We start from the raw sequence: 26,631 nt of genomic DNA, 5'->3' as shown, positions 1-26,631 counted from the left end.
ACACCTCCACCGCCCTCCCCCGGTGCGTCGGTCAGTTCTTCTGGAACGACTGACGCACCACGCCCCCCACCAGGGCGCACCAGGTGGTGGTGCTGACCTTGCCGGTCGGCTCCAGACCGTGCAGGTGCTGCAGGTCCTTGAGGGCCTTCTTCGTGGGGTGGTCGTACGTGCCGGTGACCGTGACGTCGGCGTAACCCTTGGAGTTGAGCATGAACTGCACCGCGCTGACCGGGATGCCGACCGCGTCCTTCTCCAGTTCGGGCGCAAGCGTCTCCCAGGTCGGCGCGGTGAGGGTGGCGTCGATGTCGACCGGGATGCCGTTGCGGGCCTGCCAGTCCTGTACGGCGGCGACGGTGGCGGCGTCGAAGACGCCGTTGACCGGGACGGGGTAGCCGCGGAACGCGAGCAGGTACTGCGCGACCCGGACGACGGGGCCGCCGACGAACCGCCAGATGTCGGGCCAGCGGCGGGCCGGCACGTCGGACAGGTGGGTGCCGAGCTCGGCGAAGACCCGGCGGCGCAGGGCGGGGAACTCCCGGTAGAACATCGCTCCGGGGCAGAGCGTGGCCCGGAAGTCCCAGTGGCCGAAGATGTCGTGCGCCTGGAGCCCGTACCGCTGGCAGATGGTGGTGCAGAGCTTGACCAGGGAGTCGAGCAGCTCCTGTGGCGGGGTGTCGGTGACGTAGGTGCCCTCGTTCTCGATGCCGATGGCCCGGCCGTTCTCGCCGGGGCAGTGCGCCGAGATCATCTGCCGGTCGCCGGCCTGGAGCCGCTCCAGGCTGCCGCGCCGGCCTTCCAGGACGTGGCCACCCCGGCTGACCGTGAAGTGCTGACCGGTGTCCGACCAGCCGTTGCCGTCCATGTGCAGGTCCTGGCAGTCGCGGGCGAGCTGCTTGGCGTGCTCCTCCGAGTAGTCGGTGCTGTTCGGAAACGCCATGTGGTGCACGATGATCTTGTTGGTGGCGATCGCGCTGATCGACAGCGGGTCCGCCGGCGGCCGGGCGCCCCACTCGTCGCAGCTGATGATCCAGTCGAGGTCCGCGCCGGAGGCGGCCCGCGCCGCGGCGGGGAACGCGAGTTCGCTCCCGACGACCGCGACCGCGGCGGCGCCGAGGCCGGCCCGTAGCAGGGTACGGCGGTCCAGCTCAGGGTGGTCGAACATGTCATCTCCTCTGTGGCCTGCCGGGGCGGCCCGGGACAGCACGCGGCAACGGGCGGCGGCCCGTCCGGGGTATGAAAAGGAACTCCAAGAGCCCCGCGTGCTGTGGAGGATATTGCCAGGATCGACCGGAGCGCTAGAGGTGGAATCGGATCAGTAAGCCACCGCGACCACCTCACCCACCGGCGCGTCGGCGCACCGCAGCAGGAAGTCGGCCAGGTCGGCCCGGGACAGGCGGAGTCCACCGCGGACGTTGTGGCCCACCGCCGTGCGGTACGTGCCGGTGCGCGGCCCGTCGGTCAGTCGCGGTGGGCGGACCACTGTCGCGTCGAGCCCGCTGTGGCGGACCACCTCCTCGGCGCGTCGCATGTCGGCGAACGACTCCCGCAACAGGGCGCCCAGCACCGGCTTGAGCACGAAGCGGGTCAGCGGCCCGTCCCCGTCGGTGGTGTGGCCGGCGGCGGTCACCACGACCAGTCGGCGTACGCCCGCGTCCCGCATCGCCGTCACGATGCTCCGGGTGCCACGGCTGCGGAGGGTGGTCTCACCGCGTACCGGCCCGGGGCCGAGCAGCGACACCACCGCGTCGCAGCCGCGGATCGCGGCGGTGAACGTGGCGGGGTCCATGATGTCCGCCCGGGCCACGGTGACATCGGCGGCGGTCACCCGCGCGGGATCCCGGACCACGGCGACCACCTGGTGACCCGCCGCGGCGGCCTGTGCGGTGAGCAGCCGGCCGGTGCCGCCGCTGGCGCCGAACACCGCGAGCCTCACGACCGGTCCCCGAGGCGAGCGGTGACGAGGACCAGCAGGAGGACGAACGCGACCAGAGCGGTGCCGGTGCGTACGTCGTTGAAGATCTCCCAGCGGCGCAGGATCGCCGCGTGGTCCGGCGGCGCGGTGGTGACCGCCCACACCTTGATCTTCGCGTTGATCGGTACGTTGCCGAACCGGGTCACCAGGAACGAGGTGGCGACCAGGACGCCGGCGGTCGCGGCCAGACGGCGGGCCACCCCGCGACAGAGCACCGCGAGGACGGCGATGCTCACCAGCGCCAGGCCCATCGTGGTCTGCATCACCAGGCCGTTCATCTTCATGAGGGCGGTGTGGAAGGTGAGCCGGACGTCGAGCGGCACCGCCTTGAACCCCTGCACGAGGTTGACCGCCCCGTAACCGAACGCGCCGGCCAGCAGCCCGGTGCTGAGCAGGGCGATCGCCTCGACGATCCGCCGTCGCCGGCCGTCCGGCTCGTGCCGGCCGTGGTCGGGCCCGGCTCCGGTGGTGTCGGCGGTGTCGGCCGGGCGGGTCACCGGTCCTGCTCCGGGCCGGGCGTGCGGGTGATCTGGTCGATCCGGCGGAGCCGGCCGTCCGGCGCCAGCTGGCCGAACATGTGGATCTCCGTGGCGACCGTGCGACCGCGGGTCACCGCGGTCAACGTGAAGCGGGCCGCCACCCGGTTGTCGCAGGTCAGCGTGTCGTGAATGTCGAGCGAGCAGCTGGTCACCGTGCGGCGGACCGGCCGGGCGTGCGCCACCAGCCGCTCGCGGTCGAGGTGCAGCCCGTCGGAGTACCAGGCGATGTCGGGGGTGTGGTAGCGGTCGAGGATCACGTCCGGCGCCTCGTCGCCGAAGGCCATCTCCTGCACGTACGACCGCAGATAGCCGGCCAGGTCGCGGCCCGGGGTGGGTCCTGTCTGGGCGCTCACGGCGCTCCTTTCGTCATTTAGCTCTGACTTTGGTGTCAAGGTTAAGTGTCTCGGGTAGCCTTGACAACCGTGTCTGAGAGCAGCCCTCCGGAGCGCCGGCGACGCGTCCGGGCGGAGGCCCGGCGGAACGTCGCGGCGATCCTCGACGCCGCGATCCAGGTGCTCGGGCAGCGACCCCAGGCCACGATGGACGACATCGCGGCCGCCGCCGGCCTCTCCCGGCAGACCGTCTACGCGCACTTCCCATCCCGGGACGCGCTCGTCACCGCCGTCTTCCGGCGGATGACCGACGAGGTCCTCGCCGGCCTGGACGCGGCGCGGCTGGACGAGGGGCCGGCGCCCGCGGCCCTGCGGCGCCTGCTGGAGGTGAGCTGGCGGACCTTCGACCGGTACCCGCCGCTGCCGGCACCCACCGGAGCCGCGGACGTCGAACTGCACCAGCCGGTCCACGACCGGCTCACCCGCCTCATCCTGCGCGGACAGCGGGCCGGTGAGTTCGATCGGGACGCCGCCCCCGGCTGGCTGGTCGCCGCGACCATCGCGCTCGGCCACGCCGCCTGGGCGGAGGTCGTCGCCGGTCGGATGCCCGCCGACCAGGCGGTCGCCGCCGTGCAGGCCAGCGTCCTGCGGGTGTACGGAGCGGAGCCCGCCGACTGACGACCGAAGCCGAAGCCGAAGCCCGTGCCGGCCGGTGGCACTGCCCGTGCGGGAATGGACGGCGGCGAAACGGGTAGGCGCGGCGCCGGGAGGCGGATGCCTCCGGGATCGAGGGGGCCCATGGCAGTCGCCGCCGTAGTCGCGCTGGTCATCGTCGTCGCGATCGTGCTGCTCGGGCTGTCGTTGAGCGTCCGGTTGGTGCAGCAGTACCAGCGTGGCGTGGTGTTCCGCTTCGGCCGGGTGCTGGAGCAGATCCGGCAGCCCGGCCTCCACCTGATCATCCCGGTCGCCGACCGGATGGTGCGGGTCAGCATGCAGACCACGGTGATCGGGGTACCCGCGCAGGGCGTCATCACCCGCGACAACGTCACGCTCACCGTCGACGCGGTCGTCTACTACCGGGTGGTTGACCCGGTGAAGGCCCTGGTCAACGTGCGGGACTATCCGGCCGCGGTGCTCCAGGTGGCGCAGACCGCGCTGCGGTCGGTGATCGGCAAGGCCGACCTGGACACCCTGCTCCGCGACCGGGACCGGATCAACGCCGAGTTGAAGGCGGTCATCGACGCGCCCACCGAGAAGCCGTGGGGGCTGCTCATCGAGCGGGTCGAGGTCAAGGACGTGTCGCTGCCCGAGGAGATGAAGCGGTCGATGTCCCGCCAGGCCGAGGCGGAGCGGGAACGGCGGGCGCGGGTGATCGCCGCCGACGGTGAGTTCCAGGCGTCCCGGCGGCTCGCCGACGCCTCCCGGGCGATGGCGAACACGCCGGGGGCGTACCAGTTGCGGCTGCTGCAGACGGTGGTGGACGTGGCGGCGGAGAAGAACAGCACCCTGGTCATGCCGTTTCCGGTGGAGCTGCTGCAGTTCTTCCAGGAGTACGGGCGGCGGACCCGGGAACAGGCGGCACCCGGTGGGCCGGGGGCGGCCGAGCCGGCCCCGGCGCTCGGCCCGACCACCGAGCACGTGGCCGCTGCCGCCGAGGGGGACGGGCACCGACCGCGGCAGTGACGGGGCCGCGTATATGCCGATAGGATGTATATCCTCATCGGCATGACCGACACTCCGTTGCGGGAACCCACCTTCCTGGTCCTCACCGCGTTGGCCGAGACGCCCCAGCACGGGTACGCCGTCATCGAGGACGTGCTACGCATCTCCGATGGCCGGGTCCGGCTGCGCGCCGGCACCCTCTACGCCGTCCTCGACCGGCTGCGTGCCGACGGACTCATCGAGGTCGACCGAGAGGAGGTGGTGCAGTCCCGGCTGCGCCGCTACTACCGGCTCACCGCGCTGGGCGCGGCCCGCCTCGCCGACGAGGTCACCCGCCTGCGCCGCAACGCCGACGCTGCCAACCGGCGGCTGCGCCGCGCCGGCCTGCTCGCCGAGGGGGGAGTGGCATGAGTGCCGACCTGCTGGCGCGCCGCTACCGCCGGCTGCTCGCCGTCTACCCGCCGGAACACCGCCGGGCGTACGAGGAGGAGATGCTCGCGGTGCTCCTCGCCGGCGCGCGACCGGGGCAGACCCGGCCGAGCGCCGGGGACGCGGTCAACCTGATCGGCGCCGGACTGCGGTCCCGGCTGCGGGTGGGCGCCCGGGGGTTCACCGAGCCGGCCTGGATCGATGCCGCCGCGGTGACCGGCGTGCTGGTGGCGCTGCTCCTGTTCGCCACCGCCGGGTGGAGCCTGGTCGACCAGGTGGCGCCGGATCCGCTGGGGAAGCCGCCGCTGCCACCCGCCACTCCGGACCAAATCGACTGGCTGCGGTTGGGCGGCTGGGCGGCTGTGTTCGGGGCTGCGCTGGCGGGGCTGCGGCGGGTGGCCGCCGGGCTCGCCTGGGCCGGTGTGGCGGCCTGGGTGGTCCTGGCCGGGGCGACCGTCGCCGACCAACCGGCGTACGTGATCGACACCCTGCCGCAGTTCGCGCTCGCCGTGGTGGCAGCCGGCTCGCTCACCCTGCCAGCGCCGCCCCGGCGGGCCCTACGGATGCTCGGCGGGCGAAGGCTGGGGGCGTTCGGGCTGGCCGTGGTGCTGGCGGTCGGGGTGCTGGCGGCCAACCGGGTGAGCTATCCGAAGCTCGACCCGGACGGCCCGTGGTACTCCTTCCACGGCCTGAACGCCCCCAGCCCGGTGATGATCCTGGGCTTCCTGGCCGTCCTCGGCGTGGCGGCGGTGGCCGTCCTGTTCGGGCTGGCGGCCCTCGCCCCGGTGATCCGTTGGCGGCTCGTGGTCCTGCTGGCGCCGGTCGCCGCGTTGGTCCTGCTCATCGACATCTCGCTGGCCGGCGAGGCGGTGGACACGTTGCACCTGTACGCCCGCCCACTGGTGGCCGTCAGGTTGGCGGCGCTGGTGTTGGTGCCGGCGGTGACCTTCCTCGCCGGGGTGGTGCTGCTCCGCCGTCGCGAGGAGGCGCGGCGCATGGCGGCCCGGGGTCGGCCCGCCGCGTGAGCCGTCGCCGGTGGTCCCGTGCCGTGGCCGGGGCCACCGGCGTCCGCGGAGGGGACGCCACGCTCCTGTCACCGGCGCGGCGCCCGCGGGTCCACAGGTCCACTGTGACCGATGCTGATTGACTAATCCCTATGTGTGGATGCGATCATCGGGCTAGCCGGCTGCGCCTCGCCAGCCAGCGCCGCGACCCCAGAGGAGCCCGCATGCGTCCACGTTCCCTCCGTCTTGCCGTGCTCGCCCTCGGCGTGGCGGCAACCACCCTGATCGCCTCGGCGGCGACACCCGCCCAGGCCGGTCCGGCCCACGCGCCGAGCGGCGCCGACGCCACCCCGTCCGGCGTCGGCCCCGTCTTCTCGGCCACCGACCGGATCGCCCGCGAGGTGGCCGGCGCGCTCGCCGACCCCGCCACCCGCGACCGTGTCGTGTCGGCCGTCACCGCCGGGCCGGTGGACCTCCTGACGGCCGGACTCAACGCGCGGGTCGACCGCGCCGCGCGGTCGGTGAACCAGGCGGTGCTGGCGGCGAAGGGGTTGCCGGAGAGCACCGGCTCGGTGCTGCGACTGCGGCTCGGGCACGAGGGCATGGCAGCCGCGCTGGCCCGGTCCGAGCGTCCGCTCGTGGCGGCGGCGTCGAGCGACGACACGATGACCGATGTGGTCGCCCACGACCCCGCCGGCGGACGCGTCCTCCTCGACCCGGTCCGGGTGCCCACCCGCCCGGTGCTGGTGGTCGAGGTTGACGTGCGGAAGTCGATGGAGCGGGGCCTGGCGCAGGTCCGGCAGGAGTTGGCCGCCCGGGGCCTGACGCCGGTCAGGCACGACGCCGCGGCCTCGGCGGGCGGCAGGTCCACGGTGACGGCGCAGGCCGGCTACTGGGCCACCAAGGTCAACGCTGTCCGGTTGAACGACGACAAGGAGCCGTGGATCAAGGGCGCGGCCGAGATCTTCAACGTCGTCGGCGGCTTCGGGCTCGACGGCAAGCCCACGGTCAACATCGTGGAGATGCCGTACCTCGACAACGACGGCACGATCTACTACCCCAACCAGCTGCTGGTCCACTTCAACAACTACAAGTACAACCTGGCCGACGTGGTGATGTGGGAGGACGACGGCGACACCAACTACCGCGACCTGGCCAAGGCGCTGCTCACCGTCCTGCTGACCGTCGTCGACTACGGCACCTACACGCCGCTGGTCAACGCGATCATCGACGCGATGCCGGCCAGCTGGTGGACCGACGACCCGGACTACGTCGACTCCTGGTACACCCTGAGCACCAACAGCTCGGGTCGCCTCAACGGTGCCGCCGCCAACGGCTGGATGGACGTCGCCCCGTACTGGGTGCAGCAGTTCTGAGCATCTGCCGCCTCCCTCGTGCTCGGCCACGGGGGAGGCGGCGCCCTTCGCCGGGGGCGCCGTGAGGGGCGGGTGGCCGATAACATCGACCCATGACCTGGCGATGTTGATCCTTTCCTAGGGGCCGCCGCCGCGGATACCGCACGTCCGGTGTCCGTTGCGTCCCCGTGGGAAGGCTTCATGATCGTCACCCCTGGGCGCGTGCCCGCGACCGGCCGGCTGGCCGCCACGCTCTACGGCTGCTGCTCACCCTGGCCCCGCTGCTGCCGGCCGTGGCCTTCGCCCTCTGGACGCTCGTCCCGTCGTACCCGGTGTTCGCCGTCGGGTTCGTGCTCTGGGGCGCGGGCGGGGCGCTGCGTTCCGGCACCCTGGAGGCGCTGGTCTTCAGCGAGCTCGACCGGGTCGGAGCCGCCGACCGGTACGCCCGTCTGCTGGGTCGGGCGCGCACGGCGGAGGTGTTCGCCGCGGCGGGGTCCGGTGCGCTGGCCGGGCCGGTCTTCGCCGCCGGCGGCTATCGGGCGGTCGGCGCGGCCAGCGTCCTCGCGGCGCTGCTCGCCGCCGCCGTCGCGACCCGGTTCCCCGAACATCGGACGGCCGCGCCCGTGGTGGCCACCGCGCCGGCCGAGGGCGAGCCAACCGACGCGGGCCGGAGCGACGACGCCGGGTGGCTGGCCAGCCTGCGCGCCGGCCTGGCCGAGGCCCGCGCCGACCGCACGGTACGGGCGGCCCTGCTGCTCGTCCCGGCGGTGACCGCGGTCTGGGGCGGCCTCGACGAGTACAGCGGCCTGCTGGCCCGGGACACCGGTGTCGCCGAGGCGACGGTGCCGCTGCTGCTCCTGCTGCTCTGGGCCGGGATGACCGTGGGCGGGCTGCTCGCCCCGGCGGGGGAGCGGCTGACCGACCGCGGGTACGCGGGACTGCTGGTGCTCGCCGCGTCGGCGCTGGCGGCGGGCGCGCTGGCCGGCCGTCCGGCGGGTTTCGTGCTGCTCGCGGTGGCGTTCGCCGCGTTCCAACTCGCCACCGTGCTCGCCGACGTGCGGTTGCAGGCCCGGATCGCCGGACCGGCCCGGGCGACCGTGACGTCGGTGGCCGGGATGGCCACCGACCTGACCATCGTCGTGTGCTACGCCGGCTACGGCGTCGTCGCCGGCGTGACCGGCAATCGCGTCGCCTTCGCGCTGGCCGCGCTGCCCTACCTGGCGGTGGCGGCCTGGCTGGTCACCTCCCGGGCCGGCGGGCGCGGACGATGCCGGGGTGGCGCCGAGCCTCACCTGCTGTGCTGACAACTCGGTGGTTATCGGACACTTCGGGGCTCTCCTGGCTACGGTGTGGGCGAGGGCCTGGCGAAGCGGCCGGACCGGCCGTGGCGCGGTGGCCCGGCCGGGACAGGCCGATCGCGGGAGGCGATACCGGTGACGATGGAAGCAGAGCGCACCCTCGGCGACGAGGAGGTCACCCGGCTGGGTGAGCTCGCCGCCCAGCTGCGGGTGGACGCGATCCGTTGCAGCACCATGGCCGGGTCCGGGCATCCGACCTCGAGCCTGTCCGCCGCCGACCTGATGGCGGTGCTGATCGCCCGGCACCTGCGGTACGACTGGGTGAACCCGCCGACCCGGGCCAACGACCATCTGATCTTCTCCAAGGGGCACGCCTCGCCGCTGCTGTACGCGATCCTGCGGGCGGTCGGTGCGATCAGCGAGCAGGAGCTGATGGAGACCTACCGCCAGCTCGGGTCGCGCCTGCAGGGGCACCCCACGCCCGCCCTGCCCTGGGTCGACGTCGCCACCGGCTCGCTCGGTCAGGGACTGCCCGTCGGTGTCGGGATCGCGCTGGCCGGACGGTATCTCGACCACCTGCCGTTCCATGTGTGGGCGTTGTGCGGCGACAGCGAGATGGCCGAGGGTTCCATCTGGGAGGCCCTGGACAAGGCCGGCCACTACGGGCTACGCAACCTCACCGCGATCGTCGACGTGAACCGGTTGGGACAGCGCGGACCGACCGAGCTGGAGTGGGACCTGGACACCTACCGGCGGCGGGTCGAGGCGTTCGGCTGCCGCCCGATCGTCGTCGACGGCCACGACCTGGTGGCGATCGACGAGGCGTTCGGCCAGGCCCGGGAGGCGACCGGGCCGACCGTGGTGCTCGCCCGCACGGTCAAGGGAAAGGGGGTGCCCGAGGTCGAGAACAAGCCGGGATGGCACGGCAAGCCGCTGAAACCCGACGTGGCCGAGCAGGCCGTGCGGGCCCTCGGCGGCGTCCGGCAGATCCGCGTCACCGGGCCCCGCCCCGAGCCGGTTCCGGCCGCCGGGAAGCCCTCCGCCCCGCAGCCGCCCGAGTTGCCGGAATACGAGAAGGGCGCGCTGGTCGCGACGCGGAACGCGTACGGGGACGCGCTGCGGGCGCTGGGCTCGCGACCGGACGTGGTCGCCCTGGACGGCGAGGTCAGCGACTCCACCCGGGCCGACAAGTTCGGTGAGGCGTACCCCGATCGGTTCTTCGAGATGTTCATCTCCGAACAGCAACTGGTCGCCGCCGCGGTCGGGCTCCAGGTGCGCGGCTACCGGCCCTTCGCCGCGACCTTCGCGGCGTTCCTCTCCCGCGCCTACGACTTCATCCGGATGGCCGCCATCTCCCGGGCCGACATCGCCCTGTCCGGCTCGCACGCCGGGGTGGAGATCGGGGCGGATGGTCCCTCGCAGATGGGGCTGGAGGACCTGGCCGCCCTGCGGGCCGTGCAGGGCTCGACGGTTCTCTATCCCAGCGACGCCGTGTCCTGCGCCGCCCTGGTCGCCCAGATGGTCGACCGGAAGGGCATCGCCTACCTGCGCACCACCCGCGGCAAGTACCCGGTGCTCTACGACAACGGCGACGACTTCCCGATCGGCGGCAGCAAGCTGCTCCGCGCCGGCAAGGACGACGACGTCGCGCTGATCGGCGCCGGGGTGACGGTGCACAACTGTCTCGCCGCCGCCGACGAGCTGGCCCGCGAGGGGATCACCGCCCGGGTCATCGACCTCTACTCCGTCAAACCGCTGGACCGGCAGCGGTTGCTCGACGCCGTACGGGACACGGGCGGCCGGTTGGTGGTGGTCGAGGACCACTACCCGGAGGGCGGACTGGGATCGGCCGTACTCGAATCCCTGGCCGACCTCGCCGAGCCGGTGCGGGTCAACCACCTGGCGGTACGGGGGCTGCCCACCTCCGGCACCTCGACCCAGCTGATGGATCAGGCGGGGATCGGCGTACACGCCATCGTCACCGCGGCCCGCGCCCTGTGCTGACCGCCGCCCGGCATGAACGTCAGTGAGAGCGACCTCGACGCCGAGGTGGATCGACCGGCCGGACTCGGCGCACACAGGATCGGGCACCTGGGTCGCCGAGCGCCCCGGACAGCAAGGTTCTCGCTCCCTGCGAACCTGATGGCGTAAACGAATCACGCCCACGGCCGGAGCCGGCCTGATTCGTTTACGCCATCAGGTTCATAGGGCCCGACAAACACAACGTGCTCCCGACGGCGGTGACGGTGGCTCGCCGCCTGGGCCTCGTCCTGCCTCGACGAGAGCCAGGAGACACACCTTAGGATCGTCGGGTGTCCCAGCCGGCGTACCCGATTCGCACCGCCCGCCTGACCCTGCGCCCGATCACCCTGGACGACCTCGACGACGTGTACGCGTACCAGGGCCGCGCCGACGTGGTCCGCTGGCTGCGCGAGGCCGGGCCGCGTACCCGGGAGGAGTCGCGGGCGTCGGTGGTGGCCATGACGGGCGAGGACGCGCTGCGCGCGGAGGGCGACTGCCTGACGTTGGCCGTGGTCACCGACGCCGGGGTGATCGGGACGGTGGAGTTGGTCTGGCGCAGCGTGGCTGATCGCACGGCCGAGCTCGGGTACATTTTCCACCCCGACCACGGTGGACGCGGGCTGGCCACGGAGGCCGCCGCCGCGCTCGTCGACTGGGGGTTCAACGAGTTCGGGCTGCACCGGATCTACGCGCGATGCCACGGCCGGAACACGGCGTCCGCCCGGCTGATGGCCCGGCTCGGCATGCGCCAGGAGGCGCACCATCTCCAGAGCTACCGCTACCGGGGCGAGTGGGCCGACCAGTTCGTCTTCGCCATCCTGGCCGACGAGTGGAGGTCCCGTGCGGTCACGACAGTGACCGGCGGAAGGGGCCCCAGGACACGAAGCGAGTGAACAGGTCCGTCGGGTCGCGACGGTTTCAGGCGTCGGCCGCGGGTGGCCACACCACGGCCCTCGCTCCGGGTGGGACGTGACACCGGTTCTAGCGTCCCATCCAGGGACGAACGGGCGTCTAGGGTGGATTGATGACCGGGTTGAGCTTCGACCGACACTGCGCCGAGATCGTCGCCCAGAGCGACCTGCTCCGATCCCATCTCGACCCGGCCGACCTCACCGTCGCCGTACCGTCGTGTCCCGGCTGGAACCTCGGCCAGTTGGCGCGGCACCTCGGTGGCGGCCAGCGCTGGGCCGCGGAGGTGGTGCGGACCCGGGCGACCGTCCCGCCCGACGACACCCACGTCCGTGACCTGTCCGCGTTCGCGCGGGAGGAGCCGGCGGTGGTCGGCCCCTGGCTGGTCGAGTCCGCCGCCGAGCTGGCCGGCGCGCTCACCGCGGCCGGCCCCGAGGTCACGACGTGGACTCCGCTGCCGGTCCCGTCCGCGACGGCGTTCTGGGCCCGCCGGTTCGCCCACGAGACGCTGATGCACCGCGCCGACGCCGCTCTCGCGCTGGGCGTGGACTTCGCCGTCGATCCGGCGGTGGCCGTCGACGCGCTGGACGAGTGGATGGAACTGGGCTCGCTGCCGATGATGTTCGACATCTATCCGGAGCGGCGTACGCTGCTCGGCCCCGGCCGTACCGTGCACCTGCACGCCACCGATCTGCCGGCTGAGGCGGGCGCGGAGTGGGTGATCGACCTCACCGGCGACACGCTGGCCTGGCGGCGCGCGCACGAGAAGGCCGCCGTGGCCGTACGCGGGCCGGTGACCGAGTTGCTGCTGCTGGCCTATCGTCGGCGGCCGGTCGGTGCGGCGGCCGTCGAGATCATCGGCGACGCCGCGCTGCTCGATCTCTGGCTGGACCGGGTGCAGTTCGGCTGACGGTCGCCCCGGCGCCGTCACGGCGGCGGCCTTGCCGCCGCCGGCCGCTCAGCGGACGGGCTCGGTGGCCTGCTCCCAGATCGACTTCATCTCGTCGAACGCCTGTTCCATGAGCTGCACCATCGCCTCCCGGGCGCGCTCGCCGTCCTGCCGCTGGATCGCCTGGGCCACCTCGGCGTGCAGGTGCAGCGCCTGCTCGTGCGGGTGGTGCGGCATGAGGTGGTGCTTGTGCCGGCCGGTGAGCACCTCCGCGACCAGGTCCTGCAACCGGACGAACATCTCGTTGCCGGAGGCGAGCAGCACCCGCCGGTGGAACTCGATGTCGAGGCGCAGGAACCGCTCCTCGTCGCCGGCCTGGCCGGCGGCCCACATCTTCGCCGCGAGCCCGACGAGATCGCTCGCCTCGTCGTGACCGGCCCGGCTGGCGGCCAGCAGCGCGGCGTGCGGCTCGATGGCGGTGCGCAGCTCGGTGATCGACCGGAGCTGGGCGATCCGGCTGGCCGAGGCGAGACGCCAGCGGATCACCTGCGGGTCGAAGACGTTCCAGTCGTGCGCCGGCCGGATCGTCACCCCGACCCGGCGGCGGGTCTCGATGAACCCGATCGACGCCAGGACCCGCAGCACCTCGCGGACCACCGAGCGGGAGACCTCGTACCGGTCGACCAGTTCGTCGATGTTGAGGACCGCCCCGGGGGCGAACTCGCCGCCGCAGATGGCGGTGCCGAGGTGTTCGAGCACGCGGGCGTGCAGCCCGGCTTCGACGGGGGCGTGCTGGGCGACGACGTCCCCGGAGGAGTACGGTTCCACGCCAAGGATCATATCAGTTCGATCAACCCCTTGAATAAGTCAGCTTTTTCGGCCTAGCATCCCGTCGTAAAGCAGACGTTACAACGTTGTGGCGCTCTTCCCCCTGGGCGGCGACCACGTGTAAAGGAGAGATGACGTGCGACGTCGATCGATAATCGGTACGTCTCTGGCCGTGGTTGCCGCCATGGGCCTGTCCGCCTGCGGTGGCGGGAGCGACAGCGGCAGCGGTTCGAAGACCCTGCGCGTGACGCTGGTGAACCACGTCTGGACCGAGAACATCAAGAAGGCCCTGCCGGAGTTCGAGAAGCAGACGGGCCTCAAGGTCGAGGTCACCCAGCTCGGCGAGGACCAGCTCTCCGACCAGTACAACGTCAAGCTGAACGCCGGGTCCAGCGACCTCGACGTGATGATGTACCGGCCGCTGCAGGAGGGGAAGCTGTTCGCCAAGAACAAGTACCTCACCGACCTGACCGAGCGGGCCAAGTCCGACAGCGCCTTCGACTTCAGTGACTTCCAGGCCGGCCCGGTGCAGGCCACCACGTACAACGACAAGATCGTCGGCGTGCCGATCATCACCGAGTCGGAGGTCCTCTACTACCGCAAGGACCTGCTGGAGAAGTCCGGGTTCACCGCTCCGCCGAAGACCCTCGACGAGCTCAAGACGCAGGCGGCGAAGATCGCGGCCGACAACCCCGGCGTCGCCGGCTTCGTGGCCCGTACCGGCAAGGCGGCCGCCGTCACCCAGTTCTCCAGCTTCCTCTACAGCTTCGGCGGCGACTTCGTCGACGAGAGCGGGAAGGCCTCGGTCAACACCGAGCAGGCCAAGCAGGCGTACGCCTACTACGGCGGGCTGCTGCGTGAGCAGGGCCCGAAGAACATCAGCACGGACATGAGCTGGTCCGAGGCGATGGCGATCTTCACCCAGGGCAAGGCCGCCTTCTACACCGAGGCCAACTCGCTCTACAAGAACGCCACCGACCCGACCAAGTCGAAGGTCTCCGACACCGTCGGCTTCGCGGCCTTCCCGGCCGGCCCGGCCGGCTCGAAGTCGTACAACATCCCGTCCTGGGCGCTCGGCGTCAACGACGGGTCGAAGAACAAGGACAACGCCTGGAAGTTCATCCAGTGGGCGGCCGGCAAGGAGCAGGCCCTGGAGCAGCAGAAGGCCGGCGTCCCCGGCGCCCGCGCCTCGGTCTGGGCCAACCCGGAGGGCATCGCGACCTACCCGAAGGACCTCGCCGAGGCCACCACGGCCAGCACCGCCAACGGCGTCGGCCACGACCGTCCGCTGGTGGTGAAGGTCGCCCAGGCGCGCGAGATCGTCGGCCAGCCGATCGTTGACGCGATCACCGGCAAGGACGCGGCCGCCTCGGCGGACGCGGCGAACACGGCGTTCCAGAAGTTCCTCGACGACGAGTCGAAGTAACCCGCGCGCGGGGTGGCGGGGCCGACCGGCTCCGCCACCCCGCCGTTCGGACCCCTGGCCCTGAGCACCGGAGACCTCATGTCAGCCCCTACCGCACCCGTCACCAGATCGCCCGACGTGCGCCCGACATCCGCGGCGGAGTCGGCCTGGTCGCGCTGGGCCAACGCGCACCGCAAGTGGCTCTTCGCGGCACCCGCCATGGCGTTCGTCGCCGTGCTGATCATCTTCCCGGTGGCGTGGACCGGATACCTCAGCCTGACCGACGCCGAGGGTTCGGTACGCGCCGAGAGCAGCTTCATCGGCTTCCAGAACTACCTCGACGTGCTCAGCGACACCGACCGGTTCTGGCCGGCGGTGTGGCGCACCGTCTTCTTCACCGGCATCGTGCTCCTCGTCGAGGTCGTGCTCGGCATGGCGATCGCCCTGTTGCTGTGGCGGCCGTTCCGCGGTGAGCGGTGGGTCCGGGTCGCCATCCTGCTGCCGCTGGTGGCCACCCCGGTCGCGGTCGGCATGATGTGGCGGCTGATCTTCGACCCCAACATCGGCATGGCCAACCAGATGCTCAGCTGGGTCGGTATCGGCGCGCAGCCCTGGCTCGCCGGCCAGAACTCGGCTCTGCCGACGACGATGTTCATCGACATCTGGCAGTGGACGCCGATGGTCGTGCTGATCCTGCTCGCCGGTCTGACCTCGCTCTCCGACGAGCCCCAGGAGGCGGCCCTCATCGACGGTGCCAGCACCTGGCAGCGGTTCCGGCACGTCACCCTGCCGCTGCTGATGCCCACCGTGATCGTCGCGATCCTGCTGCGCGGCATCGACGCGCTGAAGACCTTCGACATCCTCTATGCCACCAAGGGCCGCGGCGGCGGGTCGTTCCACGAGGTGGAAACGCTCAACGTCTACGCGTACGGCCTGAGCTTCGACTACAACGAGTACGGCATCTCATCGACGGTCCTCATCATCTTCTTCCTGATCATCATCGGGGTGATGTGGGCCCTGACCTACCGCAAGAAGGGGTTGGAGCGATGAACCCGAGCCGGCCGTTCAAGGTCTTCAAGGCGCTGGCGCTGGCCGTCGTGGTGATCTCGTTGATCGCCCCGCTGCTCTGGATGATCGCCGCCTCGTTCAAGACCAACGTCGACATCTACGACACCGAGAAGGCGTTCGCCTTCACGCCCACGCTGGACAACTACCACAACGTGCTCCAGCAGGCGAACTACGTCCAGTTCATCGGCAACAGCCTCTGGGTGGCGTTCGCCGCCACGCTGCTCTCCCTCATCCTCGGGGTGCCGGCCGCGTACTCGATGAGCCGGTTCAACATGAAGAAGTCCGCGCTCGTCGTGCTCATGGCCCGGGTCATCCCCGGTGTCTCGCTCCTGGTGCCCTGGTACTACGTCTTCTCGAACCTGCAGATGGTCGGCGGCTTCACGGTGCTGATCCTCAGCCACATGTTCGTGTCGCTGCCGCTGATCGTCTACATCATGATGGGCTTCTTCGACAGCCTTCCCGAGGACCTGGAGGAGGCGGCGCTGGTCGACGGGCTGACCCACATCGGCGCGTTCCGCCGGATCACCCTGCCGCTCTCCGTGCCGGGCATCGCCACGGCCGGGATCCTGTCCTTCATCTTCTCCTGGAACAACTTCATGTTCGCCCTGGTGCTCTCCGGCGCGGACACCAAGACCCTGCCGGTGGCGATCTTCGACTTCGTCGGCTACGCCAGCATCGACTGGGGCGGCCTGATGGCCGCGGCCACCGTGGTCACCCTGCCGATCATGGTGATCGCCCTGTTCGTGCAGAAGTACATCGTCTCCGGCCTCACCGCCGGCGCCACGAAGGGCTGAGCGGCATGACCACCATCGAGCGCATCGAGACCTTCCTCGTCGCCCCCCGCTGGCTCTTCGTCCGCGTCGAGACCACCGACGGGATCGTCGGCTGGGGGGAGGCGACCTGCGAGGGCCGGTCCGAGACCGTCCGCACCGCCGTCGAGCAGCTCAGCGAACTGCTGATCGGCCGGGACGCGCTGCGGATCGAGGACCACTGGCAGGTCATGACCAAGGGCTCCTTCTATCGCGGCGGGCCGATCCTGGCCAGCGCGGTGGCCGGCCTCGACCAGGCACTGTGGGACATCGCCGGCAAGCACTACGGGGCCCCGGTGCACCAGCTGCTCGGCGGCCCGGTCCGGGACCGGATCCGGGTGTACGGCTGGGTCGGCGGCGACGAGCCCAGCGAGGTACGCGACCAGATCAGCGCCGCCGTCGAGTCGGGCCTCACCGCGGTGAAGATGAACGCCTCCGGCCCGATGAGCCCGATGGCCTCGGTGGCCGAGCTCGACGGCGTGGTCCAGCGGGTCGCCGCGGCCCGCGAGGTGCTCGGCGACCACCGGGACGTCGCGGTCGACTTCCACGGCCGGTTCAGCCTCGCCACCGCCCGCCGGGTCGCCCCGCTGCTCGAGCCCTACCGGCCGTTCTTCCTGGAGGAGCCGGTCGTCCCGGAGAACTCGCACCTCATCGGCGAGCTGGTCCGCGCCACCACCACACCGGTGTCCACCGGGGAGCGGCTCTACAACCGGCAGGAGTTCCTGCCGGTGCTCCAGGCCGGCATCGCGGTCGCCCAGCCGGACCTCTCGCACGCCGGTGGCATCACCGAGGTCCGCAAGATCGCCGCGCTGGCCGAGGTGTACGACGTGCAGCTCGCCCCGCACTGCCCGCTCGGCCCGATCGCCCTGGCGGCCTGTCTCCAGGTCGGCTTCGCCACGCCGAACTACCTGATCCAGGAGCAGAGCATCGGCATCCACTACAACCTCGGCGCCGAGGTGCTCGACTACTGCCTCGACAAGGAGCCGCTGACCTTCGTCGACGGCTACGTCGAGCGGCTCACGGCACCCGGCCTCGGCATCGAGATCGACGAAACCGCGGTGCGGGTGGCGGACAAGCGCGGGCACGCCTGGCGCAGCCCCACCTGGCGGCACCGCGACGGCTCCTATGCGGAATGGTGATCGCATGACTGTCAATCTCGTCTCCGAACTCGCCGACACCCGGATCCTCGCGGTCATCCGCGGCACCGACACCGCCGGCGCGATCGCCGCCGGCACCACGCTGCTGGAAGAGGGCGTACGCATCGTCGAGGTGGCCCTGACCACGCCGAACGCGGCCTCGGCCATCGAGGCGCTGCGCGCGGTCGCGCCCGCCGGTTCCCTCGTCGGCGCCGGGACGGTGCTCACCGCCGCCGACGTCGCGGACGTGGCCGCCGCGGGCGCGCAGTTCGTGGTCACGCCGGCCGTGGTCGAGTCGATCCCCGCGGCGGCCCGGCGCGGCCTGCCCGTCGCCGCCGGAGCGTTCACCCCGACCGAGGCGTACACCGCGATGCGGATGGGAGCGTCGGCGATCAAGCTGTTCCCGGTGTCGGTGGGCGGTCCGGCGTACCTGAAGGCGGTGCGCGACCCGTTCCCGGACATCCCGTTCGTCGCGGTCGGCGGGGTGGGTCTGGCCGACCTGCCCGGATACTTCGCCGCCGGGGCGATCGCCGTCGGCGTGGGCGGGCCGCTGGTCGGTGACGCCGCCTCCGGCGGCGACCTCGACGCCCTGCGCGAGCGGGCCCGCGCCTACCTCGCCGCCGTCGCATGACCGCCGCCGACCTCGACGCCGTACGCGAGCCGGGCCCGCGCCTACCCGGCCCCCGCACCGGGGCCGGCGTCGACCTGCTCACCTTCGGCGAGTCCCTGGTGTCGTTGCGCTCGGCCGGGCCGATCGCCGCCGGCGGCCCGCTGCACCCGCACCTGGCCGGGGCGGAGTGCAACGTGGCCATCGGCGTGTCCCGGCTCGGCCACCGCGCGGCCTTCGCCGGCCGGGTCAGCGACGACGAGCTGGGCGGATTCCTGCTGCGGCAGCTGCGCGCCGAGTGCGTGGACGTCACCCACGTGATCCGCGACCCGGAGCGCTCGGCCGGGCTGATGTTCCTGGAGCGGCGCACCGCCGACCTGACCCGGGTCATCTACCAGCGGGCCGGCTCGGCCGGGTCCGCGCTGCGCGTCGACGACCTGCGTCCCGCCCTGGCGGCCGGGGCGCGGGTGCTGCACCTGACCGGGATCACCCCGGCGCTGTCCGACAGCGCCCGGGAGGCCACGACGTGGGCGGCGCGGGCCGCCGCCCGGGCCGGTGCGCTGGTCTGCCTCGACGTCAACCACCGGGCGAAGCTGTGGAGCCGGGACGCCGCCCGGGCCGTGCTCACCCCGCTCGCCGGCCACGTCTCGGTCGTCGTGGCCTCCGCCGACGAGCTGGATCTCGTCGGCACGCCGGGCGCCGACGAGCCGACCGTGGTGGCCGAACTGCTCGACCGGGGCGTGTCGACCGTGCTGGTGAAGCTCGGCGGCGACGGCGCCCGCGCGTACACCCGGGACGGCCGGCTGGAGGCGGCGGCGCTGCCCGTGACGGCGGTCGACACCGTCGGCGCGGGGGACGCCTTCACCGCCGGCTACCTCTCCGGCCACCTGGACGGACTCGACCTGGCCGGGCGGCTGCGCCGCGCGGTCACCCTCGGCGCGTTCGCCGTCGCCGGGCATGGCGACTGGGAGGCCCTGCCGCGCCGCGACGAGCTGTCCCTCCTGGACTCCCGGCAGCCCGGCGACACCATTCGCTGACCCCACCCTTCGAGAAAGGCAATCCGCGTGAAGATCGTCGCAGCGGACGTCATCGTCTCCAGCCCCGACCGCAACTTCGTCACCCTCAAGATCACCACAGACGAGGGGCTGACCGGGCTGGGGGACGGCACCCTCAACGGGCGGGAGCTGTCCGTCGCGTCCTACCTGGCCGACCACGTCGTCCCGCTGCTGATCGGGCGGGACCCGCACCGCATCGAGGACACCTGGCAGTTCCTCTACCGGTCGGCGTACTGGCGGCGCGGCCCGGTCACCATGGCCGCCATCGCGGCGGTGGACGTGGCCCTCTGGGACATCAAGGCCAAGGCCGCCGGGATGCCGCTCTACCAGCTCCTCGGCGGCGCCTCCCGGACCGGGATCATGGCGTACGGGCATGCCTCCGGGCGGGACCTGCCCGAGCTGTTCGACTCGATCCGGCACCACCTGGAGCTGGGCTTCCGGTCCATCCGGGTGCAGACCTCGGTGCCCGGCATCAACGCCGTCTACGGGGTGGCCGCCCAGCCCAGCGCCGACGGCAAGCGCTACGACTACGAGCCCGCCCAGCGCACCCCGCTGCCCGCCGAGGAGGACTGGGACACCCGCGCCTACCTGCGCCACCTGCCCGGCGTCTTCGAGGCGGTCCGCAACGAGTTCGGCCCCGAACTGCCGTTGCTGCACGACGGGCACCACCGGATGACCCCCATCCAGGCCGCCAAGCTCGGCAAGGCGCTCGAACCGTACGACCTGTTCTGGCTGGAGGACTGCACCCCGGCGGAGAACCAGGAGGCGTTGCGGCTGGTCCGCCAGCACACCACCACGCCGCTGGCCATCGGCGAGGTGTTCAACACCGTCTGGGACTACCAGACGCTGATCCGGGAACAGCTCATCGACTACGTCCGGTCCGCGGTGACCCACACCGGCGGCATCACCGCCATGCGCAAGCTGCTCGACTTCGCCGCCCAGTACCAGATCAAGTCCGGCATCCACGGCCCCACCGACATCTCGCCGGTCGGCATGGCCGCCGCGCTGCACCTGGACCTGGCCATCCACAACTTCGGCATCCAGGAGTACATGCAGCACGGCCCGCTCACCAACGAGGTGTTCCGCCAGTCGTTCACCTTCACCGACGGCTACCTGCACCCCGGGGAGCAGCCCGGCCTCGGCGTCGAACTCGACGAGGAGGCCGCCGCCAAGTTCCCGTACCAGCCGGCGTACCTGCCCTACAACCGGCTCAAGGACGGCACCGTCCATGACTGGTGAGCCCCGGCACATCGTGGTGATGGGCGTGTCCGGAGCGGGCAAGACGACGGTGGCCCGGGGGATCAGCGAACTGACCGGCCTGCGGTTCGCCGAGGCCGACGAGTTCCACTCGGCGGCCAACGTGGCGCGGATGCGCGCCGGCATCCCGCTGGACGACGCGGCGCGCTGGCCCTGGCTGCGCGCCCTGGCCGGCTGGATGGCCGAGCGGCACGCCGAGGGGGTCTCCACCGTGCTGGCCTGCTCGGCGCTGAAGCGCGCCTACCGGGACGTGCTGCGGCAGGGGCCGCCGGGCGTGGAGTTCCTGCACCTGGACGGGGCGGCGGAGCTGATGCGGGAACGGTTGGACCGGCGGGTCGGGCACTACATGCCGGCGAGCCTGTTCGACTCGCAGCGGGCGACCCTGGAGCACCTCGACCCGGACGAGTCCGGGGTGGTGCTGGAGGTGGCGGCGACGCCGGACGAACTCGTCCGGGCGGCGATCGACCGGCTCGGCCTGCCGCTGCGCGCACCGGCCCCCGGCCGCTGATCAGGGTCCTACCGGGTCCGGCCTCGGCGTTTGTGTCGGGGCCGGACCTCGGCGTTTCCGGGCCATGCCCGGACAGGCCCGCGGTGCCGTCAGGGTCGGTCGGGTACGGCGTCGAGGTAGGTCCAGTGGCCGTCCTCCCGGACGAACCGGCTGTGCTCCTCCAGCGTTCCGGGGCGGCCCGCCTCCCGGTAGTGGGCGCGGAACCGGACCGTGCCGGCGGTGTCGAAGAGCCCGCCCCGGTCGCTGCCGAGGACTTCCAGCCGCAGCCACCGCAGCCCCGGATCCAACCGCAGCGTCGCCGGTCGGGTCGAGGAGTGCCAGCTACGCAGCAGATGGTCGACGTCGCCGACGGCGAAGGCGCTGAACCGCGAGCGCATCAGCGCCTCGGCGGTCGCCGCCGTCGACACGCCCCGGTGGATCGGGCCACAGCAGTCCGGGTACGGCCGGCCCGTCCCGCACGGGCAGGCCCCGCTCGCCCCTTCGGCCGCGCCCCGGCCTGCGCCACGTCTCGCCACGGGGCCATCCTGCCGCAGCGGCGGCCGGCCGGGTCCGCCGGGTACGGGCTTGCGCGGCCGCGCTGCAATGGCCTCGTGGACGGGGATGTGAGGCGACGGCTCGCCGAGGCGGCCGAACGGGTACGCGAACACGAGACCGTCGGCGGGCAGGTCGAGCTGCTGCGCCGCAGCGTCGAGGAGGCGGAACGGCAACTCGACGGGCTGCGCCACGCGTACGAGCGGGAGCAGCAGGACGTCGAACGCCTCGAAGGCCGCTCGCTCACCCGCGTCGTCGCCTCCCTGCGTGGCACCCGCGACGACGACCTGACCCGGGAACGCGCCGAGGCCGAGTTGGCCGCCCGGCGCGAGGCGGACGCGCGGGCACGCCTCGCCGGGCTGCGTCGCGACCACCGGGCCGCCCAGGCACGCCACGCCGAGCTGGCCGGCGCGCCCGCGGCGTACGCGGCCCTGCTCGACGAGCGGGAACGGCTGCTGCGCGCCGGCCGGGACCGCCGGGCGGATCGCCTCGCCGCGCTGGCCGCCGAACAGGATTGGCTCACCGCCCGGGCCCGACGGGTCGAGGAGGCGGCCCGCGCCGCGGCGGCTGCCCGGACCGCCCTGGCGGCGGTACGCGACCGCCTGGCCAGGGCGGACGGCTGGTCCACCTACGACACCTTCTTCGGCGGCGGACTCGTGGGCAGCGTGATGAAGCACGACCGGATGGACGACGCCGCGGCGGCGGCCCGGGTCGCGGACCGGTGGCTGGCGGTGCTGCGTACCGAGCTGGCCGGGCTGCCCGGCGGGTGGGTCGCGCCGGAACTGGAGGTGGGCGAGTTGACCCGTTTCACCGACATCTTCCTCGACAACATCTTCACCGACCTCGCCGTACGCGGCCGGATCCGCCGGGCGCGGGAGGCGGTCGACCGGGCCGGCACGGCGGTCGACCGGTTGCGGGACCAACTCGCCGCCGAGGCGGGCGAGGTGCACCGCCGTCGCGCCGCTGCCGCCGCCGAACGGGTCGGCCTGCTCACCGCCCCCTGACCGGGGCGCCTCCCGTCGTGACCCGCCTCCGGACGCGACAACTTCCGGAAAGTTGCTGCCTCCCCGCGCCGCGAGACAGCAACTTCCCTGATGTTGCGCACGCCGGGGCGCCGGGGCGCCGGGCGGGCGGGGTGGGATTAGCGGGCGCTTGTTCGGGGCGTACGCCGGTTGCCGAATGTTTCCATGGTGGTCGCCTTCTTCGCCGGCGTCCGGGTCTCGGCGATCCGGCGGGCCCGGGTGGTGGCCGCGGCCTTCTTCGCCGTGGCCTTGCGGGCCGTGCCCTTCCGTGCGGTCGCCTTCTTCGCGGTGGCCCGCGTGGCGGGAGCCTTCTTCGCCGCCGCCTTGGTGGCGGGGGCCTTCTTCGCGGTCGTCGCCTTCTTCGCGGCGGTCGCCTTGGCGGTCGGCCGTCGGCTGGGTGTGGCGGTGGTGGCCGCGGTGTCCTTCTTCTTCGCGGCCCGGGCGGTCGTCGGGGTGGGCTTGCCGCCCGGCGTCTTGGCCGCGGTCGCCCCGGTCGCCCGTCTGGTGGCGGTCGCGACCTTCTTCGCCGCCGCCTTGTTCGGCATCGGGGCCTTTCGCGCCCCGGTGGCCTTCCGAGCGCTGCTGGGTCTGGTGACCGCCTGGGCCATCGCTCCTCCCTCGCTGCTGCGCCGCGGCCCCGGACGGTGGTGGGTGCCGTCCGGCGACGTCGGGCCGACCGGCCCGCGCGGCGCGCGTGTCTTCCCGCCGCGCCCGGGGTCAAACACCGCGCGCCCTCCGCTCCTTGATCGGCTCCGGGTGCGGCATGTGGCGGTCACAGTGGCGGCGGAGACCACCACTTGCGGGACATGAAGTGGATCGCAAGGAGTGGCTTCTCCGAATACCGAGCTGCGGTCGGTTGACGATTGGCCCAGAGATCGGTGCGCCGATCGGCACTGCTGTTGGGCCGCTTCCCGGCCTAGCGTCAGATACGTGACCGAGACCGGACAGGGAACCGAGACGATGACGACGACCGCCGACATGTGGTTCGACCCGCGCTGCCCCTGGGCGTGGAACGCCTCCCGGTGGCTGCTGGAGGTGGAGCAGGTCCGCGATGTGCGGGTCCGGTTCCACGTGATGAGTCTGTCCGTGCTCAACGAGGGGCGCGACGGGCTGGAGGAGTGGTACCGGGAGTGGCTCAGGCCCGGCATGGGCCCGGTCCGGGTGGCCGTGGCCGCCGAGCAGAAGTTCGGCCCCGAGGTGCTGCGCGACCTCTACACCGCGCTGGGCAACCGGATCCACCATGAGCGGGCGCCGATCGGCCGGGAGCTGTACGTGGCCGCGCTGACCGAGGTCGGCCTGCCCGTCGACCTGGCCGACGCCGCCGACTCCACCGACCACGACGAGGCCCTGCTAACCAGCCACCACGTCGGCCTGGAGCCGGTCGGCGAGGATCTCGGCACCCCCACCATCCACGTCACCGGCCCCGACGGCCGGGTGAACGCCTTCTTCGGGCCGGTCGTGGCGCCGATCCCGCGTGGCGAGGCGGCCGGCCGGCTCTGGGACGGGGTGCTGCTGGTCGCCGGCACCGACGGCTTCTTCGAACTGAAGCGGGCGCGCACCCGCCGGCCGATCGAGCGCTGACCCGTGCCCGGCCGTTTGCTGCCCCAACCGGGACCGGCGCGTACGCTCGCCCTGGCCCAGCTGGGCAACTCGATCGGTGAGGGGGCCTTCCTCGTCACCTCCGCGCTCTACTTCACCCAGGTGGTCGGCCTGTCACCCGGGCAGGTCGGGCTCGGGCTGTCCGTCGGCTGGGCGGTCGGTCTGCTGGCCGGAGTGCCGGCGGGACACGCGGCGGACCGGCGCGACGCCCGTCTGGTGGCGGTCCTGCTGGCGGTCGGCACCGCGCTGGCCGTCGCCGCGTTCCTGCTGGTCCGCCAGCCGGCCGCCTTCGTCCTGGTGGCCGCCCTGTACGGCAGCGGCCAGACCGGCCTGGCGGCGGTACGCCAGGCGCTGCTGGCCCGGCTGGTGGAGCCGGCCCAGCATACCGAGGTGCGGGCGCGGCTGCAGGCGGTGGTCAACGCCGGGCTCGGCCTGGGGGCGGCCCTCGGCGGCCTGGCGCTCTGGGCGCACACCGCCGGGGCGTACCGGTCGGTGCTCGCGGTGGACGCGGTGGCCTTCCTGGTCGCGGCGCTGCTGCTGTGGCGGCTCCCGGCGCGGCGACCCGCGGCGGCCCGTCCCGGGGCCGGCGGCGGTCGCCTCGCGGTGCTCCGGGACCGGCCGTACGCGCTGCTGACGGCCCTGAACGCGGTGATGATGCTGTACCTTCCGCTGCTCAGCCTGGTGCTGCCGCTCTGGGTGGCGCGGCGCACCGCGGCACCGTCCTGGCTGGCGGCGGCGCTGCTGGTGGTCAACACGGCGGCGGTGATGCTCGCCCAGGTGCGGGTGGCCCGGCGGGTGGTGAATCCGGCGGGCGCGGTGCGCTCGCTGCGGCGGGCCGGCGTCACCATGGCCGTCGCCTGTGGACTCTTCGCGCTCTCGGCCGCCGCCACCGTGCCCTGGGCGGCGGCGGTGATCCTGCTGCTCGGCGCCGGCGCCCAGGTGTACGCCGAGATGGCGCACGGCGCGGGCGCCTGGCAGCTCAGCTTCGACCTGGCGCCGGCCGACCGGCACGGCCTGTACCAGGGCTTCTTCGGCAGCGGGGTGCCGCTGACCCGGATGCTCGGCCCGGTGCTGCTGACCTGGCTGATCGTCGACGGCGGGTCGGTGGGCTGGCTGGTCTTCGCCGGTCTCTACGCGGCCGCGGCGGTCGGGATCGGCTCGGTGGTGCGGGGCGCGACGCGGCCGGCACCGGCCGCCGCGCCCGGAGCCCCGGCTCTACGGGCCGGGTGAGGGTGTCCCACGCCGCGCTTCCCGGGGCAGCACGCGGCGGCATCGGCCGTTAGCCTGGAGCACGAGATGGAGCTGTCGACAAACGATGCCGTCGGCGTGGCGGGGCACGCCGGATCGAGCCCCACCCAACGCCGCCTCGACCCGGACCAGGTCCGTCGCTACGTCGCGGCGTCTCTCGGTCCCACGCCCCGGGTCACCGGGTGCGGCCCGCTGACCGGCGGCGGGTTCGCCGCCGTCTGGTGGGTGACCCTGGACGACGGGCAGGCCGTGGTGCTGAAGGTGGGGCCGCCGCCGTCCGTGCCGCTGCTGCGTTACGAGCACGACATGATCGGCGCCGAGGCCCGCTACCTGCGGCTGGTCGCCGAGGGGGCGCCCACCGTGCCGGCCGCGCCGCTGCTGCACCACGGCAGCGATCCGGCGCTGGGCGACTGGCTGCTCACCGGCCTGCTGCCCGGTCGCACGCTGTGGGAGCTGACCGAGGCCGGTGTCGACACCACGGAGGTCGAGGCCGAGTTCGGCGTCGCACTCGCCACCCTGCACGGGGTCACCGGCGACCGGTACGGCTACGACGGCGGGCGAGCCTGCGCCGACACCTGGCGGGACGCCTACCTGGCCATGCTGGACGACATGCTCGCCGACGCGGCCGACTGGCGGGTGCCACTGCCGCTGCCGGCGGGCCGGATCCGGGAACTGGTCGACCGGCATGCCCACGTCCTCGACGTGGTGCGCCGCCCGGCGCTGCTGCACTTCGACTGTTGGGCGGGCAACGTGCTCGCGGTGGACGTCCCGGACGGCACGCCCCGGCTCAGCGGCCTGGTCGACGGCGAGCGCTATCTCTGGGGCGATCCGCTGATGGACCTGGTCTCACCGTTGCTGTTCCGGCGTACGGAGGACGAACCGGACCATCCGGTGGTGCGGGCGTACCGGACGATCAGGCCGTTCCCGCTGGATGCCGGCGTACGCCGCCGACTGGGCCTGTACCGGCTCTACCTCTACCTGCTGATGACCGTGGAGATGCCCAGCCGGGCGATCACGGCCGAGTCCGAGCCGTGGCGGGTGACCCGCCTCGCCGAGCTGCTCGACCAGGAACTGTCCGACCTCGACAGACCGTAGCCGCTCGCCGGCCGGCCCGGGTCGAGGGCGATCGTGGAGTCGTTGCTGGTCG

Annotated in this window: 27 protein-coding genes and 1 pseudogene; 21 read left to right on the top strand and 7 right to left on the bottom strand. The window is 72.7% G+C overall.

Features of this window, described 5'->3' with window-relative positions:
- Positions 1-31: 31 nt before the first annotated feature.
- From GA0070604_RS16600 to GA0070604_RS16585, 4 genes are all read right to left on the bottom strand, one after another.
- A complete protein-coding gene (locus tag GA0070604_RS16600) occupies positions 32-1,162 on the bottom strand; it encodes a peptidoglycan recognition protein family protein (RefSeq protein WP_091118760.1) in 1,131 nt (376 codons plus the stop codon).
- 150 nt (positions 1,163-1,312) lie between these two features.
- Positions 1,313-1,933, bottom strand: coding sequence for an NAD(P)-dependent oxidoreductase (locus GA0070604_RS16595; RefSeq protein WP_091118759.1), 621 nt, complete (start codon positions 1,931-1,933; stop codon positions 1,313-1,315).
- A complete protein-coding gene (locus GA0070604_RS16590) occupies positions 1,930-2,469 on the bottom strand; it encodes an anthrone oxygenase family protein (RefSeq protein ID WP_091118758.1) in 540 nt (179 codons plus the stop codon). Before GA0070604_RS16590 ends, GA0070604_RS16595 begins: the two co-directional genes overlap by 4 nt.
- Positions 2,466-2,864, bottom strand: coding sequence for a nuclear transport factor 2 family protein (locus GA0070604_RS16585; protein WP_208602084.1), 399 nt, complete (start codon positions 2,862-2,864; stop codon positions 2,466-2,468). The genes GA0070604_RS16590 and GA0070604_RS16585 overlap by 4 nt, the downstream gene beginning before the upstream one ends.
- A gap of 69 nt (positions 2,865-2,933) precedes the next feature.
- Between GA0070604_RS16585 and GA0070604_RS16580 the strand changes: the two genes are divergently transcribed.
- The 9 genes and pseudogenes from GA0070604_RS16580 (at position 2,934) to GA0070604_RS16540 (ending at position 12,432) form a co-directional block, all read left to right on the top strand.
- A complete protein-coding gene (locus GA0070604_RS16580) occupies positions 2,934-3,521 on the top strand; it encodes a TetR/AcrR family transcriptional regulator (RefSeq protein ID WP_091118757.1) in 588 nt (195 codons plus the stop codon).
- 120 nt (positions 3,522-3,641) lie between these two features.
- Positions 3,642-4,526: an SPFH domain-containing protein gene (locus GA0070604_RS16575; RefSeq protein ID WP_091118756.1), complete on the top strand. Its 885-nt coding sequence runs from the start codon at positions 3,642-3,644 to the stop codon at positions 4,524-4,526.
- A gap of 42 nt (positions 4,527-4,568) precedes the next feature.
- Complete coding sequence (locus GA0070604_RS16570) at positions 4,569-4,916, top strand: PadR family transcriptional regulator (protein ID WP_091118755.1); 348 nt, start codon at positions 4,569-4,571, stop codon at positions 4,914-4,916.
- On the top strand, positions 4,913-5,959 hold the full coding sequence (locus GA0070604_RS16565; RefSeq protein WP_091118754.1) for a hypothetical protein: 1,047 nt from the start codon (positions 4,913-4,915) through the stop codon (positions 5,957-5,959). Before GA0070604_RS16570 ends, GA0070604_RS16565 begins: the two co-directional genes overlap by 4 nt.
- Positions 5,960-6,162: 203 nt before the next feature.
- Complete coding sequence (locus GA0070604_RS16560; RefSeq protein WP_091118753.1) at positions 6,163-7,314, top strand: DUF3103 family protein; 1,152 nt, start codon at positions 6,163-6,165, stop codon at positions 7,312-7,314.
- Between the two features lie 236 nt (positions 7,315-7,550).
- Positions 7,551-8,597 (top strand): annotated as a pseudogene (locus GA0070604_RS16555) (MFS transporter); the annotation flags it as partial.
- 135 nt (positions 8,598-8,732) lie between these two features.
- Positions 8,733-10,595 (top strand): transketolase, encoded by a 1,863-nt coding sequence (locus GA0070604_RS16550; RefSeq protein ID WP_091127189.1) that lies wholly within the window; start codon positions 8,733-8,735, stop codon positions 10,593-10,595.
- Between the two features lie 308 nt (positions 10,596-10,903).
- Positions 10,904-11,506 carry a GNAT family N-acetyltransferase gene (locus GA0070604_RS16545; protein WP_091118752.1) on the top strand — a complete coding sequence of 201 codons (603 nt, stop codon included), beginning with the start codon at positions 10,904-10,906 and terminating at the stop codon, positions 11,504-11,506.
- Positions 11,507-11,637: 131 nt separating this feature from the next.
- Entirely contained in the window at positions 11,638-12,432 is a 795-nt protein-coding gene (locus tag GA0070604_RS16540; protein WP_091118751.1) for a maleylpyruvate isomerase family mycothiol-dependent enzyme, read from the top strand.
- A 48-nt stretch (positions 12,433-12,480) separates the two neighbouring features.
- On the opposite strand, the gene GA0070604_RS16535 is transcribed toward GA0070604_RS16540, so the two are convergent.
- Complete coding sequence (locus GA0070604_RS16535; protein ID WP_244161944.1) at positions 12,481-13,239, bottom strand: FadR/GntR family transcriptional regulator; 759 nt, start codon at positions 13,237-13,239, stop codon at positions 12,481-12,483.
- Positions 13,240-13,375: 136 nt separating this feature from the next.
- Between GA0070604_RS16535 and GA0070604_RS16530 the strand changes: the two genes are divergently transcribed.
- From GA0070604_RS16530 to GA0070604_RS16495, 8 genes are all read left to right on the top strand, one after another.
- The gene (locus tag GA0070604_RS16530) at positions 13,376-14,665 is read left to right on the top strand and encodes an ABC transporter substrate-binding protein (RefSeq protein ID WP_244161943.1); all 1,290 of its coding nucleotides are present in this window, start codon (positions 13,376-13,378) and stop codon (positions 14,663-14,665) included.
- A 117-nt stretch (positions 14,666-14,782) separates the two neighbouring features.
- Positions 14,783-15,694 carry a carbohydrate ABC transporter permease gene (locus GA0070604_RS16525; RefSeq protein WP_244161942.1) on the top strand — a complete coding sequence of 304 codons (912 nt, stop codon included), beginning with the start codon at positions 14,783-14,785 and terminating at the stop codon, positions 15,692-15,694.
- The gene (locus tag GA0070604_RS16520) at positions 15,691-16,506 is read left to right on the top strand and encodes a carbohydrate ABC transporter permease (RefSeq protein WP_091118748.1); all 816 of its coding nucleotides are present in this window, start codon (positions 15,691-15,693) and stop codon (positions 16,504-16,506) included. The genes GA0070604_RS16525 and GA0070604_RS16520 overlap by 4 nt, the downstream gene beginning before the upstream one ends.
- Before the next feature lie 5 nt (positions 16,507-16,511).
- On the top strand, positions 16,512-17,660 hold the full coding sequence (gene dgoD, locus GA0070604_RS16515; RefSeq protein ID WP_091118747.1) for a galactonate dehydratase: 1,149 nt from the start codon (positions 16,512-16,514) through the stop codon (positions 17,658-17,660).
- 4 nt (positions 17,661-17,664) lie between these two features.
- Positions 17,665-18,288 (top strand): bifunctional 4-hydroxy-2-oxoglutarate aldolase/2-dehydro-3-deoxy-phosphogluconate aldolase, encoded by a 624-nt coding sequence (locus GA0070604_RS16510; RefSeq protein WP_091118746.1) that lies wholly within the window; start codon positions 17,665-17,667, stop codon positions 18,286-18,288.
- Positions 18,285-19,301, top strand: a complete 1,017-nt coding sequence (locus GA0070604_RS16505) for a sugar kinase (RefSeq protein ID WP_091118745.1) — start codon at positions 18,285-18,287, stop codon at positions 19,299-19,301. Before GA0070604_RS16510 ends, GA0070604_RS16505 begins: the two co-directional genes overlap by 4 nt.
- 27 nt (positions 19,302-19,328) lie before the next feature.
- Positions 19,329-20,558 carry a D-mannonate dehydratase ManD gene (gene manD / locus GA0070604_RS16500; RefSeq protein WP_091118744.1) on the top strand — a complete coding sequence of 410 codons (1,230 nt, stop codon included), beginning with the start codon at positions 19,329-19,331 and terminating at the stop codon, positions 20,556-20,558.
- Entirely contained in the window at positions 20,548-21,084 is a 537-nt protein-coding gene (locus GA0070604_RS16495) for a gluconokinase (protein WP_091118743.1), read from the top strand. Before manD ends, GA0070604_RS16495 begins: the two co-directional genes overlap by 11 nt.
- 89 nt (positions 21,085-21,173) lie before the next feature.
- Here the strand turns inward: GA0070604_RS16495 and GA0070604_RS16490 are convergent, their stop codons facing one another.
- Positions 21,174-21,599, bottom strand: a complete 426-nt coding sequence (locus GA0070604_RS16490) for a YchJ family protein (RefSeq protein WP_091127187.1) — start codon at positions 21,597-21,599, stop codon at positions 21,174-21,176.
- A gap of 75 nt (positions 21,600-21,674) precedes the next feature.
- On the opposite strand from GA0070604_RS16490, the gene GA0070604_RS16485 reads away from it, so the two are divergent.
- Positions 21,675-22,619, top strand: coding sequence for a hypothetical protein (locus tag GA0070604_RS16485; RefSeq protein WP_141721309.1), 945 nt, complete (start codon positions 21,675-21,677; stop codon positions 22,617-22,619).
- A gap of 137 nt (positions 22,620-22,756) precedes the next feature.
- On the opposite strand, the gene GA0070604_RS33050 is transcribed toward GA0070604_RS16485, so the two are convergent.
- A complete protein-coding gene (locus GA0070604_RS33050; protein WP_208602081.1) occupies positions 22,757-23,245 on the bottom strand; it encodes a histone H1 in 489 nt (162 codons plus the stop codon).
- A 352-nt stretch (positions 23,246-23,597) separates the two neighbouring features.
- Here GA0070604_RS33050 and GA0070604_RS16475 point away from each other — a divergent pair, with 352 nt between their 5' ends.
- From GA0070604_RS16475 to GA0070604_RS16465, 3 genes are all read left to right on the top strand, one after another.
- Complete coding sequence (locus tag GA0070604_RS16475; RefSeq protein WP_091127186.1) at positions 23,598-24,218, top strand: DsbA family protein; 621 nt, start codon at positions 23,598-23,600, stop codon at positions 24,216-24,218.
- Between the two features lie 3 nt (positions 24,219-24,221).
- The gene (locus GA0070604_RS16470) at positions 24,222-25,466 is read left to right on the top strand and encodes an MFS transporter (protein ID WP_091118741.1); all 1,245 of its coding nucleotides are present in this window, start codon (positions 24,222-24,224) and stop codon (positions 25,464-25,466) included.
- A gap of 66 nt (positions 25,467-25,532) precedes the next feature.
- Positions 25,533-26,579, top strand: a complete 1,047-nt coding sequence (locus tag GA0070604_RS16465; protein ID WP_091118740.1) for a phosphotransferase family protein — start codon at positions 25,533-25,535, stop codon at positions 26,577-26,579.
- The last annotated feature ends 52 nt before the right edge of the window (positions 26,580-26,631 follow it).

The sequence above is a fragment of the Micromonospora eburnea genome (genome assembly GCF_900090225.1).
Taxonomy (GTDB): Bacteria; Actinomycetota; Actinomycetes; order Mycobacteriales; family Micromonosporaceae; genus Micromonospora; species Micromonospora eburnea.
This window is presented reverse-complemented; position numbering and strand designations above follow the sequence as displayed.